This is a genomic window from Tenacibaculum sp. IB213877, assembly GCF_034043975.1.
Classification (GTDB): Bacteria; Bacteroidota; Bacteroidia; order Flavobacteriales; family Flavobacteriaceae; genus Polaribacter.
The window spans coordinates 1-21,665 of record NZ_JAXCHH010000012.1; the positions used below are offsets into that span (position 1 = coordinate 1).

The window sequence follows — 21,665 nt, forward strand, 5'->3', positions numbered from 1 at the left end:
GAGCTTAGAAGGTACAGACGGAACGAACGGAACCAATGGTGTGGATGGAAAATCAGCATATCAGAGTTGGTTGGATACAGGCAACACAGGAACCGAAGCGGACTTTCTAGCAAGTTTAGAAGGTACAGACGGAACGAATGGTACGAACGGAACTAATGGTGTGGATGGAAAATCAGCATATCAAAGTTGGTTAGATACAGGTAACACAGGAACCGAAGCAGACTTTTTAGCGAGTTTAGCAGGAGCAGACGGAACGAATGGAACCAATGGAGTAGATGGAAAATCAGCATACCAAAGTTGGTTAGATACAGGCAATACAGGAACCGAAGCAGACTTTTTAGCGAGCTTAGAAGGTACAGACGGAACGAACGGAACCAATGGTGTGGATGGAAAATCAGCATATCAAAGTTGGTTGGATACAGGCAACACAGGAACCGAAGCGGACTTTTTAGCGAGTTTAGAAGGTACAGATGGAACTTTATCGGGAACCGGTAACCCTAATGGTACTGTATCAGGAACTGCAGGACAGTTGTATACAGATACAGCTTCAGGTATAGTTTATAAAACTGTTGATGGTACAAATTGGAATGAAATAGATAATGATAAGCAAGATTTAGCATTGACTGGAAATATAATCACTATTTCAAACTCATCATCATCGGTTGATTTGAGTTCAACAGATTTAGCATCTACTGTATCTACAAATGCAGGGAATATTGGTGCTAATCAAACCAATATAGCTTCATTGATAAGTACCATGAACAGGATGAATAAAATAAGAGTAATTAATGATCCAACATCAACAACTTCTATAGATAATACAGACGGAACTGTAGTTATTCAAAATTCTGGACTGATAAGTTTGGGAATTGGAGATGATGTATCATTACCAATACCAAATAGCAGTAATTTAGGAAATAAAATTACAATTGTTTATAGATCGGTAGGAGCAGGTGTTCAATTAAATATATCTATAATTGATGCAAGTAATAAAATAAAAGGATCGATTTTAGCAGGTACAGGAGTCACTGCTTTAGGTCTTAATTCTTCTGTAACATATCAATGTGGATTAGATCCTGATGGTAGTTATTATTGGTATGTAATTCAGGGTGGAACAATAGGTTTATAATGAGGTTTAAAGTTATATGTTATGAGAAAAAACGTTCTATTTGTTAGTTTGTTTGCGGTTTGCATGAATTTATACCCACAGTTACAGAATAATGGAGTTATTTCAATTAAAGAAAATACTGAATTTAGTATTTATGAGAATTTGTATGTGCATCAAAATGCTGAAATAGTTAATAATGGTGAGATGTATTTGTTTAAAAACTTCTCCAACAATGGGAATATTAATTTTAATGATTCACAAATTAGCAGTGTTTTTTATTTGGTGGGTGATGAACAGCAAAAAATAAACGGTAGTGGTACATCTATTTTTTATGATGTAGAATTCAATAACTTAAAAGGTAATCATGCTTTTACATTAGAAAAAGAATTAAATATTTACGGAACAACTTTTTTTGTAAATGGTATTGTTCATGAATCAGAAGAAGGAATTCTTACCTATCATCAGGATGCTAGTTATAGATATTTAAAAGATGCTAGTTATGTTAATAATAAAGTAAATAAAATAGGAGATGCAGCTTTTACCTTTCCTGTTGGTGATTTTAAAGAAGAGGAATTTGTAGTTAGATCAGCTTCTATAAGTGCCCCAGATTCAATTGATGATAAATTTTTTGTGTCTTTTAATTGGGAAAATTCTGAAGTGAATTTTTCTAGTAATCAAAAAGAAGAATCTATCGGTTTGATAGATATGAATGAATATTGGGAAATTAAGAGTAATAATACTGCTTCAAGTGTAGCTATAACATTAACTTGGAATGAAGTTACTACCCCAGATTTTATTTTATCAAATGTAGATAATATGATTATTGTGAGATGGAACGGAGAAAAGTGGGTAGATGAAGGAGGTGTTGTTAATTCTTTAAATAATGAAATAACCTCATTAGTATCTGAGTATGGTGTCTTTTCTTTAGCTATAAAAAATACTTTGGTTACAGATAGTAATGTAGATTTTGATTCTTCAGACTCATTTTCACCCAATAATGATGGTGTAAACGATTTTTTTGTAATACCAAAATTAGCTGAGTTTTATCCAAATTTTAAAATGAAAATTTATAATAGGTATGGAAATATAGTATATGATTATTCAAATAAAGGCAGCTTAAATCCTAAATGGTGGGATGGTAAGTCTTATGGAAGATTAACCATTTCTAGCAATGATGATTTAATGCCAGCGGCTACCTATTGGTATATAGTTGATTTTAATGACGGCAAAACAAAACCATATCAAAGTTGGGTATATTTAAATAAGTAACTGTATGAAAAAAATAACAAAGGCTTTATTTTTTCTTTTATATGTTAGTCTTATTTTTAAAACTAAAGCTCAACAAGCTCCTCAATTTACAAACTATACTTATAATTTATCACTTATAAATCCTGCTTATGTAGGAAGTAAAGATCATGTAAGTTTTGGGTTTTTAGGAAGATCGCAGTGGTTAGGAGTTAAAGGAGCACCTACCACAATAAGTATTTTTTTTCATTCTCCTTTGGCAAAAAAAATGGGAGTAGGGTTTTCATTACTTCATGATAAATCTGGTCCCGTAAAAGAAACTCATGTTTATTCAGATTTTTCATATAATTTACAAATATCAGACGAAGAAAAATTAGCTTTTGGAATCAAATCTGGAGCAACTTTTCAGCAAATAGGAATTTTAGAGCTAAATCAGGTAAACCAAAATGATTCTCAGTTTCAACAAGAATCAAGTAAAATATATCCTAATTTTGGAGCAGGTGCATTTTACTACAATTCAAAATTTTATTTAAGTGTATCAATGCCTAATTTATTAGAAACTCTTCATTTTGAGAAGTCAAATGGAGTAATAACTAAAGCAAGAGAAAAAATGCATGCTTTTTTTACATCTGGTTATATATTCAATTTAAAAAATAACTATAAACTTAAACCATCGGTATTGTTTAAATATGTAAGTAATGCTCCTCTTTCTGTAGATGTATCATTAAATTTATTATGGCAAGAAAAGGTAGAGTTTGGAATTTCTCATAGATTGAATGATTCTTGGAGCGGGTTGATAAATTTTAATTTAACAGATATGTTAAGGCTTGGTTATGCATATGATTATACGGTTTCGAATTTTAGTGATTTTAATTCAGGATCACATGAGTTTATTCTTCTTTATGATTTGGAGAATTTAAGAGAAAATAATAATAGAATTCGTTTCTTTTAAAAAGAAAAATCCGAGTTGAAAACTCGGATTTTTTTAATGATAATGAAAAACTATTTAATTCCAACCACCACCCAATGCTTGGTACATTTTAATAGCGGCTAACAATTGATCTCTTTTGGTTTCTACAATTTCAATTTTAGCATCTAAAGCTTCTCGTTGTGTTAACAACACTTCAGTATATTCTGCTCTTGCAGATTTAAATAAACGAATAGATAAGTCTATTGATTCAGAAAGAGCATTTACTTGTTGTTCTTTTAATTTAAAACTTTCTTTCAAATTTTGAATGTTTGACAATTCATTTTCTACTTCTATATAGGCATTTAAAATTGTTTTTTCATACTCAAAAATTGCTTGTAATTGTTTGTTAGTAGCCGTATTGTATTCTGCTTTAATAGCATTTCTATTGATTAATGGCCCTACAATATCTCCGGCTAAAGAATAGACCAAAGATTCGGGTGCAGAGGTCAAGTATTTTGGTTTAAAAGCACTTAAACCTACACCTGCCTTAATATCTAAACTAGGATAAAAGTTGCTACGAGCTATTTTAGTATTTAATTTGGCAGCAGAAAGCTCATATTCAGCTTTTCTAATATCAGGTCTGTTTACCAATAACTGCGATGGTACTCCGGTATAAATAGTATCAAATGCAATGTTTATAAAATTATCAGAATTTCTTTCAATATGCTTAGGATAGCTACCGGTTAAAAAGTTAAGCTTATTTTCGGTTTCAATTATTTTTTGTTTAATAAGGTATAAGCTGCTTTTGTTTTTTAAAACTTCAGCATCAAATCTACTTACTGCTAATTGAGTTGCTCTGGCAGCTTCTTTTTGAAGACGAATCATTTTTTGAGCTTCTTTTTGAAGTTGTAAACTTTGCTCAATTATGGTTAATTGATTGTCAAGTGCCATTAATTCATAATAGCTGTTTGCAATTTCAGAAACCAAATTGGTAACCATAAAGTTTTTTCCTTCAATAGACGATAGGTATTCAAAAACAGCTGCTTTTTTTCCGTTTCTTAATTTTTTCCAAATATCAATTTCCCAAGAAGCAGAAATACCAGCAGAGAAATTATTTAATGGATCAGGAAATTTTTCATCTTCATGAATATTTAACTGTTCTTCAACAGCACCATTTCGGGTATATTTGCTGGCTTTCTCAGTTTCTACGCCTGCATAAGCATTTACAAAAGGTAAGTATTCACCTTTTCTAATTTTAATTTCATTTTTAGCTATATCTATTTGCTGTAATATAATGTTTAGCTCTTGGTTATTTGCTAGTGCATTATCTATTAAAGAAATCAAATTAGGGTCTGCAAAAAACTCTTTCCATTGTATAGTTGCAGTATTTGTACTATCAATACTCTTATTGTGAAAAGTATGCGGAGTTGTTTTATTTTCTTCTCTAATTATTTTGCTTGGAACACAGGCATATAATAAAGAGGTGAGTACAGATAAAACAACATATGTTTTTATTCTGTTTGTTATTCTATTCATCGTTTTTTCTTTTGATAAGTTTTTTTAAGACCTTTTTTAATTCACTAATCTTAGTAGCATTGGTTTTACTTAAACTTTCTGTTTCGCTTATTCTGATAAATTCTTCAGAGACAGGTTCATGAGATTCATCTTTTATTAAATTTTTACCATCAGCCATTTTAGCAAATACATAATATAGTCCAGGAATAATAAAAACACCAATAACGGTTCCTATAAGCATTCCTCCTAAGGCAGATCCACCAATGGTTCTGTTACCAATTGCACCTGCACCAGAGGCAATAACTAAAGGAATTAATCCTGCTATAAAAGCAAAAGAAGTCATTAAAATAGGTCTGAATCTTGCTTTTGAACCTTCAATAGCTGCTTGTAAAATAGGTGTTCCTTCTCTGTTTTTTTGAACAGCAAATTCTACAATTAATACGGCATTTTTTCCTAAAAGCCCAACAAGCATTATAATACCAATTTGCGCATATACATCATTGGCAAGTCCCATAGTTTTTAAGAGTAAGAAGGAACCAAAAACACCAATTGGAAGAGATAGGATTACTGCTAAAGGCAATAAGAAACTTTCATATTGAGCAGCAAGCACTAAATACACAAATATCAATACAACTATAAAAATGTATAAAGATTCATTTCCTCTGTTGGCTTCATCGTATGTAAGACCTTCCCAAGCAATATCATAACCTCTTGGTAACTCTTTGGCTACCTCTTTTATGGCACTAATAGCATCTCCAGTGGTATAGCCTTTAGCTGGTAGCCCTCTTATTGCTGCTGAATTGTATAAATTATAACGTGTTATTTCATTAGGTCCTAATTTCTTTTTTAAAGACATAAAAGCAGAATAAGGAACCATTTCATCAGCATCATTTTTAACAAAAAGCTTGTCTAAGTCAGTTGGTAACCTTCTGTATTCTGGAGCAGCTTGCGTATATACTTTAAAAAATCTTCCAAAGCGTATAAAACCTTGTTCATAAGTACTACCAATTAAAATATTAAGGTTTTCCATAGCTTTACCAATACTAACTCCTTTTTGCATTGCCACTTTATTATTAATAACAAGTTCGTATTGAGGATAGTTAGCAGAATAGAAAGTAAATAAACCTGTAAGTTCTTTTCTTTCACCTAGCTTCTTTAAAAAATCATTGTTTATTTTTTCAAATTCATGATAATCTGTAGAGTTTGTTTTGTCTAACAAACGCATAGAAAATCCCCCTGATGAGCCAAATCCGGGAACAGCTGGTGGTTCAAAATACTCAATTACCGCTCCTAAGTTTTTGGTTTCTTCCTCTAATTCTTCCATAATTTCATGAACAGAATGTTCTCGTTCAGACCATGGTTTTAAATTGATTAAACAGGTTCCTGCATTTGAACCTCTACCTTCGGTCATAATCTCATAACCTGCTAAAGAAGAAACTGATTCTACACCTTCTGTTTCTTCACATATTTTTTGAAGTTTACGAGCTACATCATTTGTTCTTTCTAATGTAGCACCAGGAGGTGTTTGTATAATAGCGTAGATCATTCCTTGATCTTCACTAGGTATAAAACCAGCAGGTAAAATCTTATTGGTAAGTACGATTCCTACACAAAACAGCGCTAATACACCAAAAGTAATAACTCTTCTGGCAACAATTTTATTTAGCACATTAACGTATTTACCAGTTAATTTTTCAAATTGTTTGTTAAACCAATCTATAAATTTATCTAAAGGAGATTTTTTCTTTTTCTTACCATGATTGCTCTTTAACATCATAGCACACAGTACAGGTGTTAAGGTAAGAGCTACGACTGCTGAAATAATAATAGATCCAGCCATAGTTATTGAAAATTGACGATAGAAAACCCCTACAGGTCCTGTCATAAAAGATATGGGTAAGAATACCGATACCATTACAAAGGTAATAGCAACAATGGCACCTCCAATTTCACTTAAAGCTTTACGAGAAGCTTGGTATGGAGTTAGGTTTTCCTCTTCCATTTTTATATGAACAGCCTCTACAACGACAATGGCATCATCTACTACAATACCAATAGCAAGTACCAGAGCAAAAAGGGTAATTAAGTTAATTGATAGTCCAAAAAGTTGCATTACAAAAAAGGCACCAATTAATGAAACTGGTACAGCAATAATCGGAATTAATGTTGAGCGCCAATCTCCTAAGAATAAAAAAACAACTAAAGCAACTAAAATAAAAGCATCTCTTAATGTATGAATTACTTGTTCTATTGAAGCATCTAAAAATTTAGATACATCATAACTAATTTGATATTCTACACCTGGAGGTAAATCTTTTTCTAACTCTTGCAGTTTTTCTTTTACACTTTTAATAACTTCACTACCATTACTGCCAAAAGTTTGTTTTAAAACAATAGATGCAGAAGGACTTCCGTCTAAATTTGAATAGATATCAAAAAACTCACTTCCTAATTCAACATTCGCAATATCACTTAATTTTAAAATTTCTCCATCTTCATTGGCTCTAATAATAATTTCTTTATACTGGTTAGGTTCATTATACCTGTTTTGATATGTTAATACATATTCTAATGATTGTGAGGTAATACCAGAACTTCTACCCAGTCTTCCTGGTCTAGCTAAAATACTTTGATCTTCCATTGCTTCTAAAACTTCTTCGGCAGAAATATTATAAGCTCTCATTCTATCTGGTTTTAACCAAACTCTCATTGCGTATTTTCTACTTCCTAAAATTTTCGCACTAGCTATACCGTTTATACGCTGAATTTCTGGAATCATTTTAGTGTATGCGTAGTTGTATAAGAATTTCTCATCAGTATTTTTTTCTTTACTGAAAAGGTTTACATACATTAACATACTTGGTTGAACAGGTGTAATGATAACTCCTTCTCGTTGAACAAGTTCAGGAAGAAGAGGCATTACTTGGTCAACTCTTGTTTTAACTCTAACTACTGCTTGATTAGGATCTGTACCAGGTTCAAAAATTATGCGAAGAGTACCTTCACCGGCACTGGTAGCATCGGAGGCAATATAGCGCATACCTTGAACTCCGTTTATAGATGTTTCTAACGGAATTAAAGTTGAATTAACTAATACATCGGCACTCGAACCAGGATATGCAATAAATATATTAACGGTTGTAGGTGCAATTTGAGGGAATTGTGATATGGGTAATTGCTTAATAGCAAGTAACCCTGTAAATACTATTATTATAGAAATAACAATAGCCAATACTGGTCTTTTTATAAATTTACTAAACATAGTTTGTAATTTTGTTTCAGAATTATTCTGAATATAATTCTAGGTTTGATATTGCTACAGTTGGTTCTATAAATTCAATATCTATCTTCTCATCATTTTTAACCATTCTTATACCTTCTAACAAAATCTTATCATTTTCGGTTAAGCCATTATTCACAATAAAAAGATGAGGTAATTCTGCTTCAACAGTAATTTCTTTTTGCTTTACAGTATTGTTTTCGTCTATAGTAAAAACATATTTTTTATCTAGAATTTCAAATGTTGCTTTTTGTGGAATAATTACAGCATTTTTATAAGGAGTTGACATTAAAATACTACCAGTTTCTCCGTGTCTTAAAATTCCATCAGGATTGGCAAAAGTGGCTCTAAAGGCAATGTTTCCTGTTTCGTTATTAAATTCACCTTCTATGGTTTCAACAACACCTTTCTGGTTAAAAAGCTTGTTGTTAGCCATTAAAAGGTCTACTTGCTTTTTGTTCCCTTTGTCTTTACTGGTTATATAATCTAAATATTCGGTTTCAGGAACATTAAAGTACACCCACATTTTATCATTGTTAGAAAGGGTGGTTAATATTTCTCCTTCATCTAAAAGGCTTCCTTCTCTAACATGCAAATGATTCATAATTCCGTTAAACGGAGCTTTAACATTTGTAAAGCTTAGATGTGTTTTAGCTAAAGACACTTCTGCTTTGGCCTTCTCATAATTAGCTTTAGCCATAGATAATTCATTATTAGAAACTACGTTTCCATCGGCTAAAATTTGGGTGTTTTTAAGTTCTATTTCAGCAACTTTAGCTTCGGCAGATGCTTTTTGCAAGTCAGCTTCATAAATGTTAGGCATCACTTTAAACATTAATTGTCCTTTTTTTACATATTGCCCTTCATCTACAAAAACTTGTTTTAAATAGCCTTTTTCTAAGGCTCTTAATTCAATATGTTGAATAGAGTGGATTTGACACACGTAGTCTTTTGTAATTGCGGTGTCCTTTTTTATTGGGTTGGTTACCAGGTATTTAATTTGTTCGTGTTTTTCGTGTTTTTCGTGTTTGCAACTTGATAAAATTGATAGCACACATAAGCTAATGAAAAAGAAATGTTTTTTCATGGTTCTACTTATAATTTAAATATTTAATGAAATAATTTTATAGGAAACCTAATCAAGCTTTCCTAAATTTTGGGTTAAAAAATGAATTTATACTAACAGACTACAGAAGTAAAGGGTCTGTTGTTTTGTAAATCAAATTATAAATACCTGAAGTTTAGCGTGTAACCTTACAGCGTTGTTACTGTGCTGATATTTATAACGAAATACGTTTTGTTGCAGTTTAGCATAGTTGTTTTCAAATAATTGAGCTAAGAAAACTGCATTAGTAGAACCATTTTTAGAAATGAACCAAGAATAATTTGAAGCTTGTTCTTCAATATTTTCTTCAACATCTTCACTATCTATTTCAGTAATAAATAGTTGGTTGTCATTTTCTGGTTGAGTAGCGTTGAAAGAAAGTGATTGCGCCTCATTAGTGTTCAAAAATGCTAACGTTTCTGAATCCTGAGAGCAAAAAGAGTCTGTACTAGTAGTATATACATTGGTATAGCTACTTAGTAATAAGACATAAAAAAGTAAAAAATATTTCTTAAAAGTGCTGTTCATTTCAACGCGCAAAATTATAGCAATTTGTTGATACAACCAAAGAAGAATTAAAAAGAAAAATCCGAATTAAACAATTCGGATTTTTTTTATGTTTAAAATGTTTCGTTATCGGTTTTGTGTATGGTTTCGTTGCGGAAAAGGACGCGAGTCATTTTCCGCCGTGGTACTAAGATAATAAATTGAGCATAGTTTTTATTCCTCCTCGTGGATTTCATCATACGAATATTTTTCTCCCTTGTAAAAAGGTGTCAAATATTCTTTTGGTTCATTATAAAATTTTTCAAATATATTATTACTCAATTGAGAAACTTCATAGATATATGGTCCGTCAGGATTGTAATCTTTGAGAATACTATGTTGTAATTCCCATTCGTAATGGTAGCTTTTATGGCGATTAAAGTTTTCCTGTTTTAAATTATCTAACTTCTTTTTCTTTAAAGCATTTAGATAAGCTTTTTTTATCTTTTCAATTCCAAGTTTTACACTTTCTAAATCATTAATATAATTTTCTGTTTGAACTTGCATTAAACCAAGTGAGTGTTTTTTTAGTTAATTTAAAGCTCAAGTTTTCTACTATTCTTGCTGCTTTTGGTCTATTGAAATCCTCGTAAATTATTAAACCATAGATTATTGATTTAAGTTTTTCATTTTTTATCTGTTCACTTATTATTCTGTCATATTTATTCTTGAAATGTTTAAATCTACTTTCTAAGTAGTTTTCTTTTCGTTTTATGGTTTTATCTGATGAAATTCTAATTTGGTTAAGAGTGTGAAATAGAAATATTAAAATGATAATCCATAATTCATTTGAAACTGTTTCGAAATCTGGAAGAATGTTTTCTTTTTTGTAAATGATTTCAGTATAAGCAAAATATGAAATTGAAATTATTGATATCCAATAAAGTATCTGACGATACCAATTCATTAACAGTCCACGGTTTGTAATTATATTAAAACATAATCTAAAAATCACATAGTAAATTGAAATGAAATAAGCATTGGTTACATATTTGTCCAATCCCATTTTATAAAGAACAGCAGAAACGATAAAAAGATAAACAATTGGGCTAATTATTCGGAAAAGAAAATTAAATGCTGGCGCTTCTTCGACTTTCAAAAACATTGAAATTTGCATATATCCAACAGAATATGAGTGTCTTCCAATCCAATTGATTATAAAGAAAAGAATTACTCCTAAAATGAAATGTAAAATGTGTATTTCTATCATTCGTTTAAATTATGCCCAACGATTAAAGACTATGGTTTTGTTTTAATTATAGTCGCCGATAGCGAAGTTATCGTTTTTGAATGTAAGAATCAAACTAAATTTAATTCTAGAATTTCATTTTTAGCTTAACATTCAATACACGCCCAGTCATATAATTAGGTATTCCGTATTGGCGTTTGCTGTATACATCACGTACCCAGGTATTGGTAATGGCATTTCGTATATCAAAAATGTTAAACAATTCTAATCCGGCACTTAACTCTTTAAAATTGCTTAAAAATCCGTTGCTATGCGTTTTGTTGGCATCTGCAAATACATACGACACGCCTAAATCGGCACGTTTGTAATCGTTCAATCGGTTTTGGTATTGGTACACATCTGCATAAGCAGGAGCTCCACCCGGTACTCCGGTATTGTACACAATGTTGAGGTAAGCTTTTAAATCGGGTAGGTTAGGTACATAATCTTGAAACAGTACGCCAAATTTTAAACGTTGGTCGGTAGGTCGAGCAATGTATCCTTGATTATCAATATTTTCTTCCGTTTTTAAATAACCAATACTTACCCAACTATCATTACCCGGAACAAATTCACCATTTAAACGTACATCTAGCCCGTAAGCATACGCTTCTGTAACATTATCAGCTCTGTATCGGATACGCACATTATCAACCGAATAGGCATTTACATCCGATAGGTTTTTATAGTACAACTCCGTAGTTAATTTAAACGGACGCTCCCACATGGTAAAACTATAATCGTTACCTGCTACTAAATGAATGGATTTTTGTGCTTTTACTTCCGGGTGAATTCTTCCGTCATAATCGCGTAATTCCTTATAAAATGGAGGTTGTGAATACCATCCACCAGAAATTCTGAACAACATATCACTTTTCCAATCGGGTTTGATAGCAAATTGCGCACGCGGACTCACAATAAAATGACTTTCAGAAGGTAAATTGTTGGCTTTAACAGTCCAGTTTTGAGCTCTTACACCTGCATTGAACCAAATTTGATGCTCATTCCAGCTAGTTTTTCTGCTGAATTGTAAAAATCCTGAAACACGATCGATATCAACGTTATTTGCAGCATTAATATTTTGATATGCTTCTATAGGACCTTCGTATGGCGTATACGGTTGATCTTGAGACACCGTATGATGTGGCGGATGAACCGAAAAACCTAAACTGTCAATCATTTCCCATTCACGAATTCGGTCTTTAATATTTTCGGTTTGGTATTTAACACCCGCATTCCACTCGTTATTGCCGTCTTTTAACGTGGCTTTTAACTGAATGTTGCTAATGAGGGCATCCAAATCATTACGAGCGTGATTAAGCTGAGAGCCTATTCCTTCAGAAAATTCAACATTTCCAAAGTTTTCATCTCCTGCATTGGTGTTTACTTCGCCTAAATTATACGCTGCGGCAATATCAAAATATTCTTCTTCTTGTGTATTGAAAGAAGAAATAATTCCGGTAAGTTTTAAATTGTCAGTAGCTTGATAATCGGCAGAAATAGCTCCAAATAAGGTTTGGAAAGTATCTTCTTCTTGTCCGTTGTAAAAAACAATTAATTCCAATGGGTCAGCAACGGTACCAAAACGAGTGCGACGTGTTAAAGGTTTGTAGTTATAGTTGTTTAAAGAAAAATTCCCAAGGAAATTTAAATTCGTTTTATCAGTAAGTTGATATGATAAATAGGTTTGAACATCAGTAAAATTAGGACGAAAGTTGGCTTCGGTTTGCTTTGAGTTGACAAACAAACTATTGTCACGATAGCGAACACCTAACAAGGCGCTTAGTTTTTTATCAAGTAAAAGATCTTCAACAGTAACACTTGCACCTAATAAACTCAAATCTATTTGCGTAGCAAACTCAGTAGGTTTACGATAGGTTATGTCTAATACAGATGAAAGTTTATCGCCGTATTTTGCTTGAAATCCGCCTGCGGAAAAGTCAATATTTTGAATCATGTGAGAATTGATAAAGCTCAATCCTTCTTGTTGACCCGAACGTATTAAAAAAGGTCGGTACACTTCAATTCCGTTTACGTACACTAAGTTTTCATCAAAATTTCCACCACGAACATTGTATTGTGTGCTTAATTCGTTGTTATTACTCACTCCGGGTAAGGTCATTAAAACCGTTTCAACTCCTTCATTAGCTCCCACAGCGTTTTTTACTTTCTGAGTTTTGATTTTGGTAATTCCTTGTGCTGCTTTTTGTTGATTTTTAACAATAACTTCTTCTAATTCTTCACTTTTTGCTTCTAAAATAGGGGAGAAGGAAAAATTTCTGCTACCTCTAGCGGTAAACTTTTTAGTAATGGTTTTATAGGAAACGTGTGTAAAAGTTACGGTAACTGTTTTTTTGATGGGAATGTTAAAAGAATAATCTCCATTACTGTTGGTAACAGTACCTTTGTCTAAATAAGAAATAGCAACTCCCTCAATTGGATGATTGAATTTATTGGTGATTTTTCCTGTAACTGTTGCTGTTTTTTGTGCAAAGATCAAAGTAGGAAAAAGTAATAGAATAAATAGTTTTTTCAATGTAATACCCGTTTACTTTCTGTAAAATGTTGCCGATAAAGTTTTAGTATTTCCCACATTATCAGAAACTACAATGTTAAAAAGATGTTTGCTACCTACCAACTTTTTATCAGAAAAATCATAGGTTAATATTCCTTTTTTATGGTTGTATTCCATTAAAACCCATTCTCCGTCAATAGTTGCGGTATAATCATCAATACCAGAATCATCATCATCAATTTTTACTTGTAAAACGGTATGACTAGAAATCCATTGTCCATTTTTAAAATTTACAGGAGTAATAGTAGGAGGCATGCTATCTCGCATAAGTGTATAACTTCCTAAAGATTTTGTGGTAGCGTAGGCTTTGTTTTCTTTTTTCTTTGTAGATACATAGTACGGGTATTTCTTTTTGGTAACATTTGCTATGTATAATTGTTTTTTCTCTGGACTAGGATATTGAGTGATGTCAAAAGTTATGGTAAACTTTTTATCCAGAGGAATTGTAGGTTCATGCACCTTAGCAACTCCGTCTTCTACAGTAAAATGCAAATAACAATCGTTATAAAAACTATTTTTAGGAAAAGCTAGAGTGACGTTTTTCTGATGAAACTTTTGAAAGTTTGTAGCGGTAATTTTATAGGCAGTTGTGTCTCTTTCTCTAAAGATCATATTATTTTTTACACCACGTATAGGTAATTTTAACGTTGAGGTATTGCCCGCATAATCTTTAGCTATAATCTCAATAGCATAATTCTCTCCGGGACGAATCATTAATTTACCATCGTTTTTTAAGTGTTCGTATAGGCTTAATTTATTGCCTTTAACTTTATATGTTTTTTGAATTCTTTTCTTATAGTTAGCATAATGCTCATAATCTATTAATAAATTGATGTATTTACTTTCAGCAAACGAAAAGGTTTCTACGTCATGATAATACACACGCTCTCCGTTCACTTTCATTTCTAAACTGTACAAACCGTTTTTGTTAGGAGCCTTGTTGAGCTGGTCATAGGCTCTAATACCTAAACCTATAAGTCCACTTGCGTTTGTGCTTTCAGCAAGATAAGTTCCATTCCCCATATTTTTAAAATTAATAACAGTTTTATTTGCTGATTGATTGATACGAGAATCCTCATTCAAAGGAAAAGCCATTAAGCTTTTAATGGTTGGAGCTTTTGTGTCTTCCGCATTTAACCCAAATAAAAGTGGATTTATGATATGGTCGGTACTTGAATCTCTTATTTCATAGTGTAAATGAGGGCCACCAGAGCTTCCGGTATCACCTGTATATCCAATAATTTCCCCTTTTTTTATAGGAAATTTACTTGCATCAGGAAATAAATTTCCAGTGTAGTAACTTTCTTTTTGGTATTGGACATTCTTTACATATTGTTGAATATGAGGTGCAAATTTTTGTAAATGAGCATACACAGTAGTATAACCGTTAGGATGTTTTATATACAATGCTTTTCCAAAGCCATATTGAGCTACTTTAATACGAGAAATATAACCATCTGCAGGAGCATAAATGGGTAATCCTTCTTTCCCTAAAGTTTTAATGTCAACTCCGGAATGAAAGTGATTACTTCGTAACTCACCAAAAGTACCTGCTAAAGCAACAGGAACTTTTAAAGGAGGGGAAAAATAATTTTTTGGATATTGTTTTTGCGAAAATCCAAATGAAAAAATAAAAAAAGTTAATATGGAAAAATATAATTTCAAAGCCTTTAATTTACCAACGAAAATACTAAAATTATACCAAACCTATTAAGGTTTTGACTATCAGTTAAATAACAAAAAACATTAAAAATCTTGTTAATCTTGGCTAAGATTGCTAAATTTGTTCAGATAGTTTATTTCTAAAACAATAAATGAGTAATACAGTAAAAGCAATTCATTTACTGGAAGTTAAGTTAAAACAACTGCTTTCTAACTATGAGTTTTTAAAAGAAGAAAACGAAACATTGCTTCAAAATAATGCTAAACTTCATTTATTAATAAAAGAAAAAGAGCAACAAATACAAGAGCAGATAAATAAATATGAGTTGCTTAAAGTTGCCAAAACTATAGAAGGCAGTAAAGAAAACACGAGAAATACAAAACTCAAAATAAATGCTTTAATTCGAGAGATTGATAAATGTATCATTCAATTGAATTCATAAAGGTTCTTTTAAATGGCAAAGTTAAAAGTTAATGTAGTTATAGCTGGTAGAACCTATCCTTTAAGTGTTAATAATGAACAAGAAGAGGAAGGAATGCGTAAGGCAGCAAAAAGCATTAACGAGCTCATTGTGAAGTTTGAACAAAACTACGCAGTAGCTGATAAACAAGATGTTTTAGCAATGTGTGCGCTACAATTTGCATCAAAGGCAGCAATAGTATCGCTAGCAACAGATAAAGAAACCTCAGAAGCATTAAAAAAGATAAATGAACTAACTAAGTTGTTAGAACATCATCTAAAATAAGTTCTTTACATACAAAGTAAATATACTGCCTACATTAGTATACTGTTTGATAAACTCAACGCTATTCAATTAAAAAGGATAAGTCTTGGTTAGGAAAGCACGCCGTTAGAATTAGAAATAATTACTAGGACGGACACTTGATAAACCAGTTAGTCCTAAACTTGTTTTTTGGAGTTTATAATAAACCCTACTAATGTGGGCTTTTTTTTTAGATATATGGAAAAATTAAAATTATGGAAGGAATAGTATTTTCTGTGTTAGCAGGAATGATAGGTATAGCAATTGGATTTGCTATTGCGAAAATGTTAGAAAAATCAAGATCTAGTAAGCTAATTGAAGAAACGAAAAAAGAAGCTAATAGTATTTTGAAGGAAGCAAAAGTAGAGGCAGAAGCTGTTAAAAAAGATAAAATACTACAGGCAAAAGAGAAGTTTATTGAACTTAAATCAGAACATGAAAAAGTAATTCTATCAAGAGAAAAAAAGCTTTCTGAAGTAGAAAAAAGAATTAGAGATAAAGAATCTAGAGTTTCCTCTGAATTAGATAAAACAAAAAAGTTAAACGTTTCTTTAGAAAAAAAAGAAAGTGATTTCGATTACAAATTAGAGTTTTTAGAAAAAAGAGAAGGAGAAATAGAGAAACTTCATAAACGTCATGTAGATATGCTTGAGCAAATTTCAGGATTATCTGCAGATGAAGCTAAAACAGAATTAGTAGCTACTTTAAAAGATGAAGCTAAAGCGGATGCCATGTCTTTTATTCAAGATACTATTGAAGAAGCAAAAATGACAGCACAACAAGAAGCGCGAAAAGTAGTTTTAAATACTATTCAGCGTGTGGGTGTAGAACAAGCAGTTGAAAATTGTGTGTCTGTTTTTAACTTAGAGTCTGACGATGTTAAAGGTAGAATTATTGGTAGAGAAGGACGTAATATTCGTGCATTAGAAGCTGCTACAGGAGTAGAAATTATTGTTGATGACACTCCAGAAGCAATTATTTTATCTTGTTTTGATCCGGTACGACGTGAAATAGCTCGTTTATCAATGCATAAGTTGGTAACAGATGGAAGAATTCATCCAGCAAGAATTGAAGAAATTGTTAAAAAGACAGAAAAACAAATTACTCAAGAAATTATTGAAGTTGGTAAGCGTACAGTAATTGATTTAGGAATTCATGGTTTACATCCAGAGTTAATAAAAACTGTAGGAAGAATGAAATATCGTTCTTCATACGGGCAAAATTTATTACAACATTCACGTGAAGTGGCTAACTTATGTGGTATTATGGCTGCAGAAATGGGCTTAAACGCAAAAGCAGCAAAACGTGCTGGATTGTTACATGATATAGGAAAAGTACCAGAAACAGAAAGTGAATTACCTCACGCATTGTTGGGAATGCAATGGGCAGAGAAGTACGGAGAAAAACCAGATGTATGTAACGCCATTGGAGCGCACCATGACGAAATTGAAATGAAAAGCTTATTTGCCCCTATTGTACAAGTATGTGATGCTATTTCTGGAGCAAGACCAGGAGCACGTAGACAAGTACTTGATAGTTACATACAACGTTTAAAAGATTTAGAAGATATTGCTTTTGGATTTAATGGTGTGCAAAAAGCATATGCTATTCAAGCTGGTCGTGAACTGCGTGTAATGGTAGAAAGTGCTAAAGTGAATGATACTAAAGCTGCAGAACTATCTTTTAATATTTCTCAGAAAATTCAAAATGATATGACCTATCCTGGTCAAGTAAAAGTGACAGTAATTAGAGAGACAAGAGCAGTAAATGTTGCTAAATAATTATTGTGAAATCAACAAAAAAAACCGCCAATTGGCGGTTTTTTTTGTTTTTATTCTTTTAATGGAGTAAAATTTTAAATAATTCATAATTTAAATATGTTACAAAACTATAAATATTAATTTTAATTAACTGATAATCAGCATTTTGTGTATTTTTTTCAAAATGGTAACATATCTTAACTTATTAACTAAACTTTGATCTTATTTTTGTTTTGTGAAAGTATAATAAAGCAAATAAAAAGTTAGAAATGAATATAGAAGTTTTAAGTATTGAAGATGCATTGAAAGTAAAGTTAAGCTCTATGTTAAATGAGTTTGAGTCTTACAGAATTGCAAACGGGGATCTTTCAGTAAAAATGAAAAAAGTAGAAGATACAATTTCAGTTACTGAAAAAGTTGAAGTAAAAAAGAAGAGAGATAAAGCATTGAATATGCTGTTAAGTAAGTTCTTCTTTAGTGAATTTGACATGGCAAGTTAGTAGTATTTTTTAAAAAAGGGAGCTTTAAAAAAACATAAAAAAAACCGGGCAATTTGCCCGGTTTTTTTTATGTTATCTTTTTCGCTTTCTTCTTCCAAAATCTCTTTCTGAAGATTTACCACTATTACTTTTATTATTTTGAGGTTTTTCACGTCTTCTACCAAAACCTTTAGAAGGAGAGCTATCATTGCTTCTTCTGCTTCCTCTTCGTTTTCTTGGAGAAGAACTTCTTTCTGTTTTAGTAATTTCTATATTTACTTTTCTGTCATTAAAAACAGGTCTGTTTTCTTCAAAGGTAGCTAATGTTTGAGCTTCATAATTTTTATCAATTTCAAAAAATGAAAAAGTATCTAAAATATCAATAGCACCAATTTCTATTTTATCTCCAATTTTTTGGTCATTAATTAAGCCTATTAATTTTGCCGGATTTAAACGATCTTTTCTTCCAATATTAATGAAGAAACGAGTCATGTTTTCACTAGATGCTCTTGCTCTTGAACTGTCTTTAGAATTTACGTTATTTAAATCTTCTGCATTTTCATAATATGATAAAAAAGAGTTGAATTCAACAGAAACAAACTTTTGAATTAGTTCTTCTCTACTTAAATTTTCTAATTTTTCATATACACTAGGTAAGAAGCCTTCAATTTCTGAAGTATTAACTTCTGTATTTACTACTTTATCAATTAAATGAAATAATTGAATTTTACATATTTCTTTACCTGACGGAATAGGAGTGTGAATAAATTTTTTATTTAAAATTTTTTCAATTGGAAATAGCCTTCCTTTTTCTTTCTTATTTACTAAAACTATTGAAACTCCTGTATTACCTGCTCTACCAGTTCGACCACTACGATGATTATAATTTTCTATTTGATCTGGTAGTTTATGATTAATTACATGCGATAAATTATCTACATCTAACCCACGAGCAGCTACATCGGTAGCAACTAGCATTTGGATGTTTTTTTTACGAAATTTTTCCATAACACTATCACGCTGTGCTTGAGAAAGATCTCCATGTAAAGCGTCTGCATTATAGCCATCTTGTATTAATTTGTTGGCAATTTCTTGAGTTTCTCTTCTGGTTCTACAAAAAACGATAGCATATATATCTGGATTAATATCTGCAATACGTTTAAGAGCTGGGTAGCGAGTTTTTTCAGTAACTAAATAGTATTCATGACTTACATTTTTACTACCCTCATTTTTTTGTCCTGATGCTACTTCAACAGGATTAGTCATATAATTTGAAGCTATCGCTTCTACTTCTTTTGGGAAAGTAGCTGAAAAAAGTAATGTTTGTTTTGTATCTGGAGTTGCTTCTAAAACTTTGTCGAGTTCATCTTTAAAGCCCATGTTTAACATTTCATCAGCCTCATCTAAAACGACCCATTTAATGTTTCCAAGTTTTAAAGCTCTTCGTTTAATTAAATCAACGGTTCTTCCTGGAGTTCCTATAACAATTTGAGCTCCTTTTTTTAGTTGTTTAATTTGCTCTTCAATGTTAGCTCCACCGTATACAGTTACTACTTTTAAATCTGGAATGTATTTTGCAAATTCTTCAATATTATTTCCAATTTGAACAGCTAATTCACGTGTAGGCGATAATATAATTGCTTGTGTATTTTTACTATTATCATCTGCCAATTCAATAATAGGTAAGCTAAAAGCAGCTGTTTTACCTGTACCGGTTTGTGCAAAGGCTTTTAAATCTCTTGCTGATGATAAAATTTGTGGAATTGCTTTTTCTTGAATTACTGTTGGTTTTTCATAACCTAAATCAGTCAATGCGCGATTTATAGGCTCGCGTAAGCCTAAGTCTAAAAATTTTGACATACTGTGTTAATTAATAGAATCCACAGATGCCCATCCGCGAATTCGTGTTTTATAATACTCCGTAGAGTTTGGACGGCGCAAAAGTACGGTAAATAAACTAGTTAGAGGTTAAAAAAACTAATTTTTATAAATCGGTAATTTGTTGGTTTATTTTTTCAGAAGATAAAGCTCCAAAACCGTTTTTAACAATACCTTTTTCATTTACCAAAATAATTCTTGGAAATTCACTGGTTAAAAAAGCATGAGCTTTACTACTATCATTAAGATAATATTGGTTCTTAATATCTAAGTTGGTAATGTATTGTTTGTTGTTATGAATATTTATTACTAAAAACTTTGTTTTTGGATTGTTTTTAATAAGGTAATTAATACGGGCTGCTACCCAATCATCTGAAGAATATTTTTTATTTCTAAAATAAATAACAGTTTTTTTATTTTTTATTAGATCTTCAACTTTTTCTAAAGCTCCTTCTGGCCCCATTAAAGTAAAGGAAGGAATTTTATGAGATGTTGTAACTGAATTAATATCGTTTAAAAGCTTTTTAATAACATCTTTATCTTCAGTATTGGTTGATAATTTTAAAAAAGTATCAAAAGCTTGTTGATTAATGGAACAACTAGATTTATCATAAAAATGTCTAATAGTTGCTCTTCTTAATAATTTATTTTTTAATTCTTCAGACGTTATTTTTGTATTTATATCATTTAATAAATTAACAGTAAAATCTTCTTTTTTGTTAATGCTAATTTTTTGGTAAACTTCACTATACAAGTTTGAGTTTACATATTCTGCGTAAGCACCAAAAAACATCAATGAATCTTTATTAATACTGGCAATTTTTCTGTGGTTAGTAAAATCATCAGTTATAAGTTCGGGAGTCTTTTTTTGACTGTTATCAATAATGAATTTTTCAAGTTTTGAATATAAAGGGTAAGTTAGCGCAATTTCTAACACAGATAAAAAATCTTCAGAAGTTTCTTTATTTTCCTTTTTATAATCTGCTAAAAAAGCAATTTTTTGTTGTTGAGTTGAATCAATTTTTTGCTTAAATTCTTTTACAGGTAAAGAGTAATAAGGATAAAAGTTTCTATGATCTACTTCGTTTTGTAAAAATGTTTCAATTAAGGCGTTATTTCTATCGGCATTTACACCACTAAATACTAAAGATTCATCAAAATCCCATGTATTTAAACGAATTAATAAACTATCATTGGGTTCTAAATACACAAATTGATGCTCTGGCCCATGCTTAAAGTAGTATAAGTTTGGTGTTATACCTTTAAATTTACCCATAAAAGTATTATCAGGGGCTAATTTAATAGAATCAATAACCTTATCATTGTCAAATAGTACTACATATTCACCTTTTGGGTTAATGATTTTACCACCAAAATAAGTAAATTCACTTTTATTAGGTGTGTTGCAGCCTATAAAAAAAACAGTTAATAAGGGTAATAACAAGTATTTAGTCATTTACTATAACTTCTAAAGAGTTTAAACGCTCAAAAATATGTATAAGAAGCAAATTTACTTGTTAATTAGATGTTAAAACAAATTTTTTTAATTGATTTTTAACGAATAAATAATTGATAACAAATTCTTAAAAAGAAATCATATTTTATACTTT

At 31.2% G+C, this 21,665-nt stretch carries 16 protein-coding genes, 1 other RNA gene and 1 pseudogene; 8 read left to right on the top strand and 10 right to left on the bottom strand.

Translation table 11 applies throughout. From position 1 onward, the window contains the following. The 3 genes and pseudogenes from SLH33_RS11975 to SLH33_RS11985 form a co-directional block, all read left to right on the top strand. Window positions 1–1,129: pseudogene (locus SLH33_RS11975) on the top strand (hypothetical protein); the annotation flags it as partial. 21 nt (window positions 1,130–1,150) lie between these two features. Then, entirely contained in the window at window positions 1,151–2,377 is a 1,227-nt protein-coding gene (locus SLH33_RS11980; protein WP_320419347.1) for a gliding motility-associated C-terminal domain-containing protein, read from the top strand. A gap of 4 nt (window positions 2,378–2,381) precedes the next feature. Then, window positions 2,382–3,305, top strand: a complete 924-nt coding sequence (locus SLH33_RS11985) for a type IX secretion system membrane protein PorP/SprF (RefSeq protein ID WP_320419348.1) — start codon at window positions 2,382–2,384, stop codon at window positions 3,303–3,305. 54 nt (window positions 3,306–3,359) lie between these two features. Here the strand turns inward: SLH33_RS11985 and SLH33_RS11990 are convergent, their stop codons facing one another. From SLH33_RS11990 to SLH33_RS12025, 8 genes are all read right to left on the bottom strand, one after another. Beyond that, the gene (locus SLH33_RS11990; protein WP_320419349.1) at window positions 3,360–4,799 is read right to left on the bottom strand and encodes a TolC family protein; all 1,440 of its coding nucleotides are present in this window, start codon (window positions 4,797–4,799) and stop codon (window positions 3,360–3,362) included. Beyond that, a complete protein-coding gene (locus SLH33_RS11995; RefSeq protein ID WP_320419350.1) occupies window positions 4,792–8,040 on the bottom strand; it encodes an efflux RND transporter permease subunit in 3,249 nt (1,082 codons plus the stop codon). The genes SLH33_RS11990 and SLH33_RS11995 overlap by 8 nt, the downstream gene beginning before the upstream one ends. A gap of 22 nt (window positions 8,041–8,062) precedes the next feature. Beyond that, the gene (locus SLH33_RS12000) at window positions 8,063–9,145 is read right to left on the bottom strand and encodes an efflux RND transporter periplasmic adaptor subunit (protein WP_320419351.1); all 1,083 of its coding nucleotides are present in this window, start codon (window positions 9,143–9,145) and stop codon (window positions 8,063–8,065) included. A 132-nt stretch (window positions 9,146–9,277) separates the two neighbouring features. After that, complete coding sequence (locus tag SLH33_RS12005) at window positions 9,278–9,691, bottom strand: hypothetical protein (protein ID WP_320419352.1); 414 nt, start codon at window positions 9,689–9,691, stop codon at window positions 9,278–9,280. 192 nt (window positions 9,692–9,883) lie between these two features. Next, a complete protein-coding gene (locus SLH33_RS12010; RefSeq protein WP_320419353.1) occupies window positions 9,884–10,216 on the bottom strand; it encodes a hypothetical protein in 333 nt (110 codons plus the stop codon). Beyond that, window positions 10,188–10,919 (bottom strand): hypothetical protein, encoded by a 732-nt coding sequence (locus SLH33_RS12015; RefSeq protein ID WP_320419354.1) that lies wholly within the window; start codon window positions 10,917–10,919, stop codon window positions 10,188–10,190. The genes SLH33_RS12010 and SLH33_RS12015 overlap by 29 nt, the downstream gene beginning before the upstream one ends. A 106-nt stretch (window positions 10,920–11,025) precedes the next feature. Beyond that, a complete protein-coding gene (locus SLH33_RS12020) occupies window positions 11,026–13,473 on the bottom strand; it encodes a TonB-dependent receptor (protein WP_320419355.1) in 2,448 nt (815 codons plus the stop codon). 12 nt (window positions 13,474–13,485) lie between these two features. Next, entirely contained in the window at window positions 13,486–15,177 is a 1,692-nt protein-coding gene (locus tag SLH33_RS12025; RefSeq protein ID WP_320419356.1) for a M23 family metallopeptidase, read from the bottom strand. Between the two features lie 149 nt (window positions 15,178–15,326). Between SLH33_RS12025 and SLH33_RS12030 the strand changes: the two genes are divergently transcribed. The 5 genes from SLH33_RS12030 (at window position 15,327) to SLH33_RS12050 (ending at window position 18,198) form a co-directional block, all read left to right on the top strand. Continuing rightward, entirely contained in the window at window positions 15,327–15,617 is a 291-nt protein-coding gene (locus tag SLH33_RS12030; protein WP_320419357.1) for a hypothetical protein, read from the top strand. 12 nt (window positions 15,618–15,629) lie between these two features. Beyond that, window positions 15,630–15,920: a cell division protein ZapA gene (locus SLH33_RS12035; RefSeq protein WP_320419358.1), complete on the top strand. Its 291-nt coding sequence runs from the start codon at window positions 15,630–15,632 to the stop codon at window positions 15,918–15,920. Between the two features lie 53 nt (window positions 15,921–15,973). Further along, window positions 15,974–16,097, top strand: a non-coding RNA gene (ssrS, locus tag SLH33_RS12040) — 6S RNA. Window positions 16,098–16,153: 56 nt separating this feature from the next. Continuing rightward, window positions 16,154–17,719, top strand: a complete 1,566-nt coding sequence (rny, locus tag SLH33_RS12045) for a ribonuclease Y (protein ID WP_320419359.1) — start codon at window positions 16,154–16,156, stop codon at window positions 17,717–17,719. A gap of 248 nt (window positions 17,720–17,967) precedes the next feature. Then, complete coding sequence (locus tag SLH33_RS12050; protein ID WP_320419360.1) at window positions 17,968–18,198, top strand: hypothetical protein; 231 nt, start codon at window positions 17,968–17,970, stop codon at window positions 18,196–18,198. Window positions 18,199–18,270: 72 nt separating this feature from the next. Here SLH33_RS12050 and SLH33_RS12055 read toward each other — a convergent pair whose 3' ends face one another. Both SLH33_RS12055 and SLH33_RS12060 read right to left on the bottom strand, forming a co-directional pair. Continuing rightward, complete coding sequence (locus tag SLH33_RS12055) at window positions 18,271–20,037, bottom strand: DEAD/DEAH box helicase (RefSeq protein ID WP_320419361.1); 1,767 nt, start codon at window positions 20,035–20,037, stop codon at window positions 18,271–18,273. Window positions 20,038–20,161: 124 nt separating this feature from the next. After that, window positions 20,162–21,511, bottom strand: coding sequence for a hypothetical protein (locus SLH33_RS12060; RefSeq protein ID WP_320419362.1), 1,350 nt, complete (start codon window positions 21,509–21,511; stop codon window positions 20,162–20,164). Window positions 21,512–21,665 lie beyond the last annotated feature (154 nt).